Source organism: Sphaerimonospora mesophila, from assembly GCF_001417795.1.
GTDB classification, from domain to species: Bacteria; Actinomycetota; Actinomycetes; order Streptosporangiales; family Streptosporangiaceae; genus Sphaerimonospora; species Sphaerimonospora mesophila.
The window spans coordinates 147,022-159,857 of the sequence record NZ_BCBX01000046.1; the positions used below are offsets into that span (position 1 = coordinate 147,022).

At 70.4% G+C, this 12,836-nt stretch carries 10 protein-coding genes, 1 pseudogene and 1 riboswitch; of the genes and pseudogenes, 7 read left to right on the top strand and 4 right to left on the bottom strand.

Features of this window, described 5'->3' with window-relative positions; genetic code table 11:
* Positions 1-68 precede the first annotated feature (68 nt).
* A riboswitch (guanidine-III (ykkC-III) riboswitch) is annotated at positions 69-132 on the top strand.
* 41 nt (positions 133-173) lie between these two features.
* On the top strand, positions 174-500 hold the full coding sequence (locus AP234_RS27305) for a DMT family transporter (protein WP_055482600.1): 327 nt from the start codon (positions 174-176) through the stop codon (positions 498-500).
* Between the two features lie 98 nt (positions 501-598).
* Positions 599-979, top strand: a complete 381-nt coding sequence (locus AP234_RS27310; protein WP_055482601.1) for a VOC family protein — start codon at positions 599-601, stop codon at positions 977-979.
* A gap of 4 nt (positions 980-983) precedes the next feature.
* On the opposite strand, the gene AP234_RS27315 is transcribed toward AP234_RS27310, so the two are convergent.
* Complete coding sequence (locus AP234_RS27315; protein WP_055482602.1) at positions 984-1,430, bottom strand: hypothetical protein; 447 nt, start codon at positions 1,428-1,430, stop codon at positions 984-986.
* Positions 1,431-1,526: 96 nt separating this feature from the next.
* Between AP234_RS27315 and AP234_RS27320 the strand changes: the two genes are divergently transcribed.
* Positions 1,527-2,000 (top strand): GNAT family N-acetyltransferase, encoded by a 474-nt coding sequence (locus AP234_RS27320; protein ID WP_055482603.1) that lies wholly within the window; start codon positions 1,527-1,529, stop codon positions 1,998-2,000.
* Here the strand turns inward: AP234_RS27320 and AP234_RS27325 are convergent.
* Positions 1,990-4,014 carry a molybdopterin-containing oxidoreductase family protein gene (locus AP234_RS27325; RefSeq protein WP_055482604.1) on the bottom strand — a complete coding sequence of 675 codons (2,025 nt, stop codon included), beginning with the start codon at positions 4,012-4,014 and terminating at the stop codon, positions 1,990-1,992. The two genes, AP234_RS27320 and AP234_RS27325, sit on opposite strands and share 11 nt — an antisense overlap.
* A 234-nt stretch (positions 4,015-4,248) precedes the next feature.
* On the opposite strand from AP234_RS27325, the gene AP234_RS27330 reads away from it, so the two are divergent.
* Entirely contained in the window at positions 4,249-6,654 is a 2,406-nt protein-coding gene (locus AP234_RS27330) for a lysylphosphatidylglycerol synthase transmembrane domain-containing protein (protein WP_235558401.1), read from the top strand.
* Between the two features lie 97 nt (positions 6,655-6,751).
* On the opposite strand, the gene mgrA is transcribed toward AP234_RS27330, so the two are convergent.
* Positions 6,752-7,777, bottom strand: coding sequence for an L-glyceraldehyde 3-phosphate reductase (gene mgrA, locus AP234_RS27335; RefSeq protein WP_055482605.1), 1,026 nt, complete (start codon positions 7,775-7,777; stop codon positions 6,752-6,754).
* Between the two features lie 96 nt (positions 7,778-7,873).
* Between mgrA and AP234_RS27340 the strand changes: the two genes are divergently transcribed.
* The 3 genes and pseudogenes from AP234_RS27340 to AP234_RS38890 form a co-directional block, all read left to right on the top strand.
* Positions 7,874-8,578, top strand: coding sequence for a (Fe-S)-binding protein (locus AP234_RS27340; protein WP_055482606.1), 705 nt, complete (start codon positions 7,874-7,876; stop codon positions 8,576-8,578).
* A complete protein-coding gene (locus AP234_RS27345) occupies positions 8,575-10,011 on the top strand; it encodes a LutB/LldF family L-lactate oxidation iron-sulfur protein (protein ID WP_055482607.1) in 1,437 nt (478 codons plus the stop codon). The genes AP234_RS27340 and AP234_RS27345 overlap by 4 nt, the downstream gene beginning before the upstream one ends.
* Positions 10,011-10,535, top strand: a pseudogene (locus AP234_RS38890) (LutC/YkgG family protein); the annotation flags it as partial. The gene AP234_RS27345 and the pseudogene AP234_RS38890, both read left to right, overlap by 1 nt.
* An 87-nt stretch (positions 10,536-10,622) precedes the next feature.
* Here the strand turns inward: AP234_RS38890 and AP234_RS38895 are convergent.
* Positions 10,623-12,662: a S9 family peptidase gene (locus tag AP234_RS38895; protein ID WP_055482609.1), complete on the bottom strand. Its 2,040-nt coding sequence runs from the start codon at positions 12,660-12,662 to the stop codon at positions 10,623-10,625.
* Positions 12,663-12,836 lie beyond the last annotated feature (174 nt).

Consider the following 12,836-nt stretch of genomic DNA (forward strand, 5'->3'; position numbering starts at 1 on the left):
GGCGCGTTCGGAGTGGTCGACCGGGTGCGGGAGGCCTGGCGGTCGTGATGATGTGTTAGCTTTGCCGTCGAGAGGCACTGGGTGCCCTCCCGGACGAGACGCGCCGTACCCGGAAAGTCAAGACGACGCACTCCCTGTCACAGGAAGTCCAGTCTCGTACCAAGGGGGAGATCGTGGCCTGGATCCTTCTCGTCGCCGCGGGCGTCTTCGAGGTCGTCATGGCCTACTCGCTCAAGATGAGCAGCGGGCTGTCCCACCTGTGGTGGTCGGTGTCGTTCCTGGTCTTCGCGGTGGTCAGCTTCGTGCTGCTGTCTCTGTCGCTGAAGAGCCTCGAGGTCGGTACGGCCTACGCCGTGTGGACCGGCATCGGCGCGGTCGGCACGGCGGTCGCCGGCATGATCCTGCTGGGCGACGACACGTCCCCGCTGAAGATCGTCTCAATCATCCTGATCATCACCGGAGTGATCGGACTCAACCTCGCCGGAGGCGGAGCCCACTGAGGTGGAATCGCCTGAGATGGAATTCACCGGGGTGGGGTCCCGATGGGCAGTCGGAAACCTGCTTGACCGCTTTGCCGGTGTCGCGATTGGCTGAGCGCATGATTGAGATCCATACGCTCACCGTCGACTGCGCCCGGCCGTACGAACTCGCCGAGTGGTGGAGCCGGGCCCTGGGCTGGCCCCTGGTGGACTCCGCGCCCGAGGACGACGAGGTCCTGCTCGACCGTCCCGAGGGCCCGCCGCACCTGCTGTTCATCCGGGTCCCGGAGGGCAAGAACGTCAAGAACCGGCTTCATCTCGACGTGCGGCCGGACGAGGGCACGCGCGACGCGGAGGTGGAGCGCCTGCTCGCCCTCGGTGCCGAGCCGTACGAAGACCACCGCGCTCCGGACGGCACCGGATGGGTCACGCTGCTCGACCCCGAGGGCAACGAGTTCTGCGTCTGCCGCGGTACGGCCGAGCGCGCCGCGGCCACCTGAGGCCTCACCGGCGGGCACGGCCCCGCATGGAGCGGGTGAGGATGCCGGTGAGCAGGAGGACGAGCACGCCGCCCAACAGCGCGTCCCACGCCGCACCGAAGACGCCCTCGCCGTCGATCACCAGCTGCACCGGGACCATCAGCGCGGCCGCGCCGAGCCCGGGGTAGAGCGCGAAGCGCCAGGGGTGCTCCAGCGCCCATCGCCTGGCCTGCTGGGTGACGCGGTCGCCACGATCGGGCCGGGAGATGGCGCCGATGCCCGCGACGAGCGCGAAGAGGCTGATCCCCGTGCACAGCGCCCAGGTGAGATCGGCCGGGCCGGGGAGGATCCAGCCCAGGAAGATGCTCGTCGCCGCGACCCCGCCGCCGGCGATCGCCGCCGCACGCCACGGAGCGCCGCGCAGGGCCGCGCCGGAGAGCGACATCTCATCCATTCGGCTCAGTTCGTTCATGCCTACAGGTTCGCTCCCGACGCCGCCCCCGGGCATCGGGGAAGCCCCTGACCACTCCCTGGCCGTCCCCTGAGCCGCCCTGGTTAGGATCGCCGCATGTCCCTCTCATTTCGTACGGCTCGGCGCGAGGACATCCCGGCCATCGTGGCGCTGATCGTCGGCGATCCGGTGTCGGCGGCACGCGAGCGGGCCGCGGGTTCCGGCGTCGAGGGCGCGGCGCCCGACTACGAGAGCGCCTTCGACGCGATCGACGCCGACCCGCGCAACGAGCTGATCGTCGTCGAGAAGGGCGGCGAGGTGGTCGGGACCATGCAGCTCACCTACATCCCCGGCCTGTCCCGCCGGGCCGCCGGGCGTGCCCTGGTCGAGGCGGTCAGGGTGGCCCCGCCCTATCGGCGGCAGGGCGTCGGCAGGGCGATGATGGAGTGGGCCGTCGAACGGGCCCGCGAGCGCGGGTGCGACATCGTGCAGCTCACCTCCGACAAGGCGCGGACCGACGCGCACCGTTTCTACTCCTCCCTCGGCTTCACCGCCTCACACGAGGGCTTCAAGCTCCGGGTCACGAGCTGAGCGGGGCCACCTCGACGAAGTTGTCGTGGTAGACGGCGCCACGGCCCATGTCGGCGTCGCGCTCGTCCACGACGGCGTTGGGGTTGGCGCCTCCCGGGCTGAGCTTGGGCCAGTGGCCCTTGGGCGCGGCCACCACGCCGGGGCGGACCCGGTCGCTGATCTCGACGTACGCGACGAACTCGCCGTTGCCGTTGAACACCCGGGCCGGCTGCCCGTCGACCAGTCCGCGCGGCGTCGCGTCGGCCTCGTTGACCAGCACACGGGGGCCCTTCGACCGCCTCAGCAGCTCCGGGTTGTTGCTGAAGATCGTGTTGAGGAACGTGTGCTGGGCCGGGGTGATCAGCGTGAGCGGATGATCGCGTGCGGCGGGAGCCGTACGCGCCGTGTATGAGGGGATATATCCGGCGACCCGTGGCAGGCCGTCGGCCTCCGCCCGCGCGGAGGCGAACTCCAGCCTCCCGCTCGGCGTGGGGAATCCGTCGGTGAACGGCACGAAGGGATCCGGCACGTCGATCCGGGCCCACCCCTGCTTGCGCAGCACGTCGAGGCCGATCCCGCTGCCGCTCAGCAGTTGCTCGGCCAGTTCCAGATCCGAGTCGTACAGCGCCGGCTCGGTGAGGCCCATGCGCCTGGCCAGGCGGCGGAACGTCTCGGTCGTCGACAGGCACTCACCCGGCGGCTCGACCGCCGGTTCGTTCCAGACCAGGTACATGTGTCCGTAGCCCGCGTGCAGGTCCATGTGCTCGGTCTGCATCGTGGCGGGCAGCACGATGTCGGCGTAGTCGACGGTGTCGGTCGGAAACTGCTCCATCACCACCGTGAACAGGTCATCCCGCTGCAGCGCCGCCCGCACCCGGTTCTGGTCGGAGGTGGAGCCGACGGGGTTGGCCGCGTACACCCACAGGCACCTGACCGTCTCGTCGAGTTGGTCGGCCAGCCGGGTCATGGTCAGCGTGCGCACCGGTTCGGCGAGCAGGTCGGGCCTGGTGTCGACGGTGAGCGGTGCGTACGCCGAGGTGGAGTAGACGACGCCGCCGCCGGGGTGGCGCCAGTCGCCGGTGACGCCGGGGATGCAGGCGATCGTCCGCAGCGCCGTGCCGCCGCCCTCGTGGCGCTGGACGCCCATCGTGGCGCGGATGCCGGTCGGCCGGGTGTGCGCGAGCCGTACGCCGAGGGCGCGGATGCGGTCCTCCGGCAGCCCGGTGATCTCGGCCACCCTGCTGACCGGATATTTCCTGATTTCCGCCTCGAACTCGGGCCAGCCGTACGTGTGCCGCTCGATGTAGTCGCGGTCTTCGGCCCCCTCCTCCAGCACCACGTGCAGCAGCCCGAGCGCGAGCGCCGCGTCGGTCCCCGGCCGGATCGGCAGGTGCTCGTCCGCCTGGTCGGCGGTGCGGGTCCTGATCGGATCGATCGCGACGACGTACGCCCCGGCCGCCCGCGCGTCCTGGACGAACTTCCACACGTGGTGGCCGCTGGTCAGCGGGTTCGTACCCCACAGCAGGATCAGCCTCGACAGCGCGAACGTCTCCGGGTCCATGCCGCCCGGGGTGCCGTTGGTGTAGCGCAGGCCGACGTTGCCTGCTCGGGAGCAAATGTTGAGGTCGTGCTCCGAGGCGCCGAGGACGTTCCAGAACCGCCGCCCGGCCTGGCCGCTCTCGCCCTGGATGAACCCGAGCGTCCCGGTGCCCTGATAGGGCCAGATGGCCTCGCCGCCGTGCTCGTCGATGATGGCGGTGAGCCGTACGGAGATCTCCGAAAGCGCCTCGTCCCAGGTGATGCGTTCGAAGCGGCCCGAACCTTTGGGGCCGACCCGGCGCATCGGGTGGAGGATGCGGTCGGCGGCCCGGCTGTGCTCCAGATAGCGGTTGACCTTCACACAGAGCGCGCCCCGGGTGAACGGATGCTCACGGTTGCCGCGCAGGCCGACGGCCACGCCGTCTCTGACGGTGACCTCCCACGAGCACGTGTCCGGACAGTCGAGCGGGCATGCCCCCGGAATCCGCGACTCCATAACTCTCCCCTCGCGTGGCGATAGCCGGTGCCGGCGACGCTCGGGCGGCCGGATTGCCCTGGTGTGCCACGTTGTTCGGCGACGGAACGATATCAAGCGGGATCAGCCCGATCGCAGACCGCCGACGCTCCATAGAGTGTCAATGAATGGCCGAGCCACTTCGCCTCGGAGGGAAGACCGCTTGCCGTCGAACGTGTGGAAACCCCGTGCGGAGATCGCACAGAATCGCTGGTGGTGAGAGGCATAAAGGAGCAGGACACCGCGCTGGACACGCCCGGCCGGGGAGTCTTCCTCGTCGTCGAGCCCCTGTTGCCGCAGCGGATCCGCCGTCCCTCGGACGCGCTGCGCTTCATGCTCACGCTGGCGGCCCTCGGCGCCGTCGTGCTGCTCGCGCTGGCGCTTCAGCGTACGCTCAACGGCCTGGAGACCGACGTCCAGGCCGGCACCGGCCTGGCTCCGCAGGTGTTGTCGGCCATCTCCGGACTGCTCGGCGGTGTCGCCGTGCTCGTCGTGCCCGTGGCTTTCGCGGTCGAACGGGTCTTCCACCGTGACGGCATGCGCGTCACCCAGGGCCTGATCGCGGCCATCCTCGCCCTCGTCATCGCCTACTCGCTGGACGAGTGGCTCGTCCTCGCCGGTCCCGCCGAGCTGAAGCAGCTGCTCACCGGCGGGCGGGACGTGGAGCCCCTCAACTCCGTGCTCACCCCGGCCATCGCGTACGCGACAGCCGTACGGATGTCTCGGCGGCCGCAGTGGCGGGCCTTCATGTGGATCGCGATCGCGCTCGACGTGCTCGCGCTCTTCACGGCCAACAAGGTCACCGCCCTCGGCGTGATCCTCACCTACCTCGTCGGCCTCGCCGTCGGGTTCGGCACGCTCTACGGCATCGGCAGCGCGAACACCAGGCCGCCGGGCAGCGCGGTGCTGGCCGCGCTGCGCCGCCTCGGCTTCACCCCGACCAGCGCCAGGCGGATGGAGGACGACAGCTCGGGCAGCCGGCGCTACTTCGTCGGGCTCGACGGCGACCGATCCCTCGACGTCACCGTGCTCGACCGGGACCGGCAGGTGGCCGGCCTCGCCTACCGCCTGTGGCGGCGCATCCGGCTCAACACCGAGACCCGGCGGCGGGCCATCAGGTCCCTGCGGGCCGAGTTGGAGCGCGAGGCGCTGATGGCCTACGCCGCCCACGCTGCGGGAGCGCGCCTGCCGCGCCTGCTCGGCACGAGCGAGATCGGCACCGAGGCCGCGCTGCTCGCCTACGAGCACATCGACACCCGCCCGGTCGCCGACCTGTCCGACGAGGACTTCAGCGACGACCTGCTGGCCCAGATGTGGGAGCAGGTGCGGCTGCTGCACGCCCATCGGCTCGCCCATCGGCACCTGACCGGTGACAGCATCCACGTCGACCCGGCCGGGCGGGTGATCCTGGTCGACGCGCGCAGCGGTGAGATCGCCGCAGGAGACCTGCTGCTGCGGCTCGACATCGCCCAGCTGCTCGCCTACCTCGGCACCCGGGTCGGGGCCGAGCGCGCGGTGAAGTCCGCCGCGGCCGTGCTGGGCGCGGACACGCTCGCCGGGGCGCTGCCCATGCTCCAGCGGATCGTGCTCGCCCGGGAGACCCGTACGGAACTGCGCCGGAACAAGGAGCTTCTCCCCGCGATCCGCGAGCAGATCGTCGCGCTGAAGCCGCGGGTCGAGGTCAAAGAGGTCCGGCTCGAACGGTTCCGCCCCAGCACGCTGGTGACGATCATCGCGGGCGCCGTCGCGGCGTACATCCTGTTCTCCCAGATCAGCCGGGTCAACCTCGTCTCCATCGTGACCACGGCCAACTGGGCGTGGGGCGGGGTGGCGCTGGTCGCCTCGGCGGCGAGTTTCCTCGCGGCGGCGCTCATCGTGCGTGGGTTCGTCCCCGAGCCGCTGCCGCTGGGCCGTACGGTGCTGGTGCAGCTGTCCGCCTCGTTCGTGAAGCTGGTCGCCCCGGCGGCGGTCGGCGGCGTCGCGATCAACACCCGCTACCTGCAGAAGCGCGGGGTGCCGCCAGGTCCGGCCGTCGCCAGCGTCGGTGCCTCCCAGCTCGTCGGCCTGGCCTCGCACATAGCGCTGCTGCTGCTGTTCGGATATCTCACCGGCACGCAGGCAGCGCCGTCCCTGACCCCGTCGCGTGGGCTGCTCGTCGTGCTGCTCGGCGTCGCCGTGATCTTCCTGATCGTGCTCGCCGTACGGCCGCTGCGCAGGCTGGTGACCACGCGGGTCCGCGCGATGTTCTCCGGTGTGATCCCGCGGCTGCTCGACGTGGTGCAGTCCCCGCGCAAGGTGCTCGAAGGCGTCGGCGGGACCGTGCTGCTGACCATCTTCAACGTGGTCTGCCTGGGCGCCTGCGTGCGGGCTTTCGGCGGCGAGGCGAGCTTCACCGCGGTCGCCGTGGTGTTCCTCGCGGGCAACGCGATCGGCTCGGCCGCCCCCACGCCGGGTGGACTGGGCGCGGTCGAGGGAGCGCTGATCGTGGGGCTGCGGCTCGCGGGCGTGCACGACACGATCGCCCTGTCGGCGGTTCTCCTCTTCCGGCTGATGACCTTCTGGCTGCCCGTCCTGCCCGGTTGGGCGGCCTTCACCCACCTGCAGCGCCGGAACGCCATCTGACGGTGCCGGTCGCCACGGGGCCGCTGTGCCGCGTATTCGGCGACCTGTCGAGTCCGCCCGCCGGCCGGTCATCCGCCGGTCGGCGGGCGGACCGAGGTCAGCTCGTGCTGGAGCCGGCCCACAGGTCGATGCCGCACTCGACCGCGTCCTTGTCGATGGCCGCGAGCTCCTCGGCGGAGAAATCGAGCCGCTTCACCGCGTCGAGGTTGTCGTCGAGCTGACGCACGCTGCTGGCGCCGATCAGCACCGATGTCACCCGCCGGTCGCGCAGCGCCCAGGCCAGCGCCATCTGGGCGAGCGACTGGCCGCGTGCCTTCGCGATCTCATTGAGTTTGCGTACGTGCCGCATCGTCTCCTCGGTCAGCAGGGCGGGGTCGAGCGACTTGCCCTGCGCCGCGCGCGAGTCGGCCGGGACGCCGCCCAGGTAGCGGTCGGTCAGCATGCCCTGCGCCAGCGGGGAGAACGCGATGCAGCCGACGCCCTCCTCGTCCAGCACGTCGAGCAGCCCGCGCTCGATCCAGCGGTTCAGCATCGAGTACGACGGCTGGTGGATCAGCAGCGGCGTGCCCATCTCGCGCAGGATCCGGACCGCCTCCCTGGTCCGCTCCGGACCGTAGGAGGAGATGCCGACATAGAGGGCCTTCCCCGACCGCACCGCGTGATCGAGAGCGCCCATCGTCTCCTCGAGGGGCGTGTCGGGGTCGAAGCGATGGCTGTAGAAGATGTCGACGTAGTCGACGCCCATGCGCTCGAGCGACTGGTCCAGGCTGGCCAGCAGATATTTGCGCGAGCCCAGGTTGCCGTACGGCCCGGGCCACATGTCCCAGCCCGCCTTCGTCGAGATGATCAGCTCATCCCGGTATCGGGCGAAATCCTCACGCAGGAGGCGCCCGAAGTTGATCTCGGCGGAGCCGTACGGAGGACCGTAGTTGTTGGCCAGATCGAAGTGGGTCACGCCGCGGTCGAAGGCCCTGCGCAGGATGGCCCGCTGCGTGTCGATCGGCTTGTCGTCGCCGAAGTTGTGCCAGAGCCCGAGCGAGACGGCGGGCAGCTTGAGCCCGCTCCGCCCGGTCCGGTGGTACGGCATGGGCCCGTACCGGTCGTCCGCAGCAACGTACGTCACTCGCTGTTCTCCAATCCAGCCGCATTCGCCGACGTTGTGGGACTGTACCTGAGCGATCGCGCATGGAACAGGAGCCCCGAGGGGGAGGATGAAGCCATGCGGATCGGACTTTTCATTACCTGTGTCAATGATCTGCTCTATCCCGGTACAGGCAGGGCGGTGGTGCGGGTGCTGGAGCGGCTGGGGCATCGCGTCGAGTTCCCGGTCGAACAGACCTGCTGCGGGCAGATGCAGGCCAACTCCGGCTACCGCGCCGAGGCGGTCCCGCTGGCCCGGCGGTTCGCCGAGACGTTCGCCGGCTACGACGCCGTCGTCGCACCCAGCGGCTCGTGCGTGGCCATGGTGCGCGACGGCTATCCCCGCCTCCTGCCCGAGACGGCCGAGGTGGCGGCCCGGACGTACGAACTGTCCGAACTGCTGGTGGACGTGCTGGGCGTGGTCGACGTGGGGGCGCGCTTCCCGCACCGGGTCACCTACCACCCGACCTGCCACGGACTGCGCATGCTGCGGCTGGGCGACCGGCCGATGCGGCTGCTGCGTGCCGTACGCGATCTGGAGCTGGTCGAATTACCCGACGCAGAAGAGTGCTGCGGCTTCGGCGGCACCTTCGCGGTGAAGAACTCCGACGTGTCCGGAGCGATGCTCGCCGACAAGTGCGCGGCGATCCGCACGACCGATGCGGAATACGTGCTGGCCGCGGACAACTCCTGCCTGACCCACATCGGCGGGGGACTGTCCAGGAGCGGTGCGCCGACCCGACCCCTGCACTACGCCGAGATCCTGGCCGGAGGCGGACGATGACGCGGAACCCGCTGGTCGGCGAGCTGCCCTTCCCCGAGGCCGCGCGGCGTGAACTGTCCCGCGAGCAGCTCCGGCGTAACCTGCGCAGTGCCACCCACACCATCCGCGACAAACGGGCCCGGATGGTGGCAGAGGTGCCCGACTGGGAGGAGTTGCGCGTCGCCGGCAGCGCCATCAAGGCCGACGTGCTCGCCCGCCTGCCGGAGCTGCTCACCCGGTTCGAGACGGCGGCCACGGCGGCGGGCGCACGCGTGCATTGGGCCAGGGACGCGGCCGAGGCGTGCGCGATCGTGACCCGGCTGGTCCGCGAGACCGGTACGGACGAAGTCGTCAAGGTCAAGTCGATGGCGACGCAGGAGATCGGCCTGAACGAGGCACTCGAAGCGGCCGGGATCACCGCGCTCGAGACCGACCTGGCCGAACTCATCGTGCAGCTCGCCGACGACACCCCCTCGCACATCCTGGTCCCGGCGATCCACTACAACCGCAGCGAGATCCGCGACATCTTCCGGGAGCGGATGGCGGGCACCGACCCGGATCTGACCGACGACCCCCGGGCGCTGGCCGAGGCGGCCCGGCGCTACCTGCGGGAGAGGTTCCTGTCGGCGAAGGTGGCCGTCTCCGGGGCCAACTTCGCCGTGGCCGACACCGGCACGCTGGTGGTGCTGGAGTCGGAGGGCAACGGCCGGATGTGCCTGACCCTGCCCGAGACGTTGATCTCGGTGGTCGGCATCGAGAAGCTCGTGCCCACGTTCGCCGACCTCGAGGTGTTCCTGCAGCTGCTGCCGCGCTCCTCGACGGGCGAACGGATGAATCCGTACACCTCGATGTGGACCGGGGTGACCCCGGGCGACGGGCCGCAGGACGTGCACATCGTGCTGGTGGACAACGGGCGCACGGCCACGCTCGCCGATGAGGTCGGCCGGCAGGCGCTGCACTGCATCCGCTGCTCCGCCTGTCTCAACGTATGCCCGGTGTACGAACGGGTGGGCGGGCACGCGTACGGCTCGGTCTATCCCGGGCCGATCGGCGCGGTCCTGACGCCCCAGCTCACCGGCGTGGCGGCCAACCGCAGCCTGCCGTTCGCCTCCACGCTCTGCGGCGCATGCTTCGACGTCTGCCCGGTGCGCATCGACATCCCGCAGGTCCTCGTCCACCTGCGGCAGCAGGCCGTGGACGAGCGGCGCGGCCACCCGTCAGCCGAGCGTACGGCCATGCGCGCGGCGACCTGGATCATGAGCGCGGGCCGTCGCTACACCCGGGTCCTGCGGATCGCCCGGCGGGCCACCCGGCCACTGGCCGCGCTGCTGCGACGCCGTACGGTACGACGACTGCCCTGGCCGCTGTCGGCCTGGACGGCCGAGCGAGACGCGCCGCTCCCCGCCGGGGAATCGTTCCGCGACTGGTGGGCGCGCAGCAGAGAGGGGTCGTGATGGACGCACGCACCGAGATCCTCGACCGCATCCGTACCGCCCTCGGAAACGGAGCCGCGCCACCACCCGTGCCCCGGGACTACCTGCGGACGGCCGAATGCGCCGACCCGGTCGAGCTGCTGACCGAGCGGCTGGCGGACTACCGTGCCACGGTCCGCCACTGTGGGCCCGGCGAACTGGCGGCCACACTGGCCGCCGTGCTCGCCGACGACCCCCGCCTGGCGGTGCCGTACGACCTGCCGGGCGAGTGGCTCACCGGCTACCGGGGAGAGGTCGCCCGTGACGGGGACCCGGCGCCGCTCACCGTCGCGGAACTGGACGACGCGTCGGCCGTGCTCACCGGCTGCGCGATCGCGATCGCGACGACCGGCACGATCGTGCTCGACGCAGGCCCGGCCCAGGGGCGGCGGGCGCTGACGCTGGTGCCCGACCACCACGTGTGCGTCGTACGGACCGACCAGATCGTCGCCGGCGTGCCCGACGCGGTGGCCGCGCTGGACCCCCGCCGCCCGCTGACCTGGATCTCCGGGCCGTCGGCGACCAGCGACATCGAGCTGAACCGGGTCGAGGGCGTGCACGGCCCCCCGCCGGCTGGACGTCGTGCTCGTCCGCTAGCCGGCTCTGTCGATGATCCAGGAGAGCGCGAAGGCCTCCTCCCGCCAGGAGTCGTACCGGCCACTGCGGCCCCCGTGCCCCGCGCCCATCTCGGTCTTGAGCAGGAACGGCCCGCCGGTCGCCGCCGCACGCAGCCGGGCGATCCACTTGGCGGGCTCGTGGTAGAACACCCGCGTGTCGTTCAGGCTGGTGACGGCGAGGATCGGCGGGTACGGCCGGCCGTCGACGTTCTCGTAGGGCGAGTACGACTTCATGTACGCGTAGACCTCGGGGTCGTGCAGCGGGTTGCCCCACTCGTCCCACTCGATGACGGTGAGCGGCAGCGACGGGTCGAGGATCGTGTTCAGCGCGTCCACGAACGGGACCTCGGCGACGATCCCGGCGAACAGCTCCGGGGCCAGGTTGGCGACAGCGCCCATGAGCAGGCCGCCCGCCGAGCCACCGCGTGCGATGATCCGGCTCGACCATCCCTCCGCCTTGAGATGCCGCGCGCACGCCACGAAGTCGGTGAAGGTGTTCTTCTTCCGTGTCAGCTTGCCGTTCTCGTACCACAGACGGCCCATCTCGCCGCCGCCCCGCACGTGGGCGATCGCGAACACGAACCCGCGGTCGAGCAGCGACAGCCTCGCCACCGAGAAGTAGGGGTCGATCGAGCTCTCGTAGCTGCCGTAGCCGTACAGCAGGGTGGCGGCGGGTCGGTCGGTGCCCTTCCGGACGACGATGGAGATCGGTACCTTCGTCCCGTCCTCCGCCGTCGCCCACTCGCGGAACTGCTCGTAGTCGGCGGGGTCGTAGCCGCCCAGCACCGGCTTGCGCTTGAGCAGGATCAGCTCGTCCGTCCGCAGGTCGTAGTCGTAGACGGACGGCGGGGTCACCATCGAGGTGTAGCTGAGCCGCAGCCGGCCCGTCTCGAACTCCGCGTTCCCGGAAGGCGCGACGTCGTAGAGCGGCTCGGGGAAGGAGATCTCGTACGGCTCCCGCCCGTCGCGAGGCAGGATCCGGACGCCGGTCAGGCCGTCGCGGCGGAAGTGGACGGCGATGTGATCCTTGAACGCGTCGACGTCGAGCAGCCGGGTGTCCTCCCGATGCCCGATGAGCGGCGTCCACGTGGCCGGATCGGTGACCGGCGCGGTGGCGAGTTCGAAGTTGACCGCACCCTCGTTGTGCAGGACGAGGAAGTCGTCGCCGGCGTGGTCCAGGCCGTACTCGACCCCGGTCCGGCGCGGCCTGACCACCGTGAACTCCCCGGTCGGCTCGGCCGCGTCCAGGATCCGCACCTCGCTGGTGATCTTGCTGTTGGCGGACAGCACGAGATAGCGCTTGCTCCGGGTGAGTGAGATCCCCACCCAGAACCGCTCGTCGTCCTCCTGATAGACGACGACGTCGGGCTCGTCCGACCCGAGCGTGTGCCGATGAACGCGGTACGGCCGCCAGGCGTCGTCGATGGTGACGTAGAAGAACGTCGAACCGTCGGCCGACCACGCGCCCCCGTAGAACACGCCGGGGATCTCGTCGGAGAGGATCTCGCCGGTGACGAGGTCCTTGAAGCGAAGGGTGAACCGCTCGTCGCCGGTGTAGTCGGTGGAGTAGGCGAGCCTCGCGCCATCAGGGCTGACCGCACTCGTGCCGATCGAAAAGAACGGGCTGTCGCCGGCCAGCTCGTTCCCGTCCAGCAGCACCTGCTCGCCGGGGAGCGGCTCACCCGGCTTCAGCTCGGGCGGACTGTCGCCGTCGGCGGCCACCCGGCACTGGATGCCGTACTGTTTGCCCTCTTCCGTACGGCCGTAGTACCACCAGGCGCCCTTGCGGGTCGGGACCGACAGGTCGGTCTCCAGCGTACGGCTCTTGATCTCCTGGAAGACGGTGTCCTGGAGGTCCTTCAGGTGAGCCGTCATCTCCTGGGTGTAGGCGTTCTCCGCCTCCAGGTACGCGATCGTGTCGGGATCGTCCTTGTTCAGCAGCCAGGAGTACTCGTCGATCACGGTGTCGCCGTGATGAGTACGCTCGACCGGGATCTTCTTCGCCACTGGCGCCATGTCGCTCACCTGCCAGAGTCTACGTTCGCGCCCGTACGGAAACCCCGAAGCGCGCGTCGTGTGCGCGGTTGGTGTCCAGCTCTGGTAATCTTGTCGAGCCGGTGAGAAGCCGGTACCTCCTCTTCCTCCCGGATCTTGAATCCGCTGCGGTTTGCGTGGCGGGGTCGGGTTCGG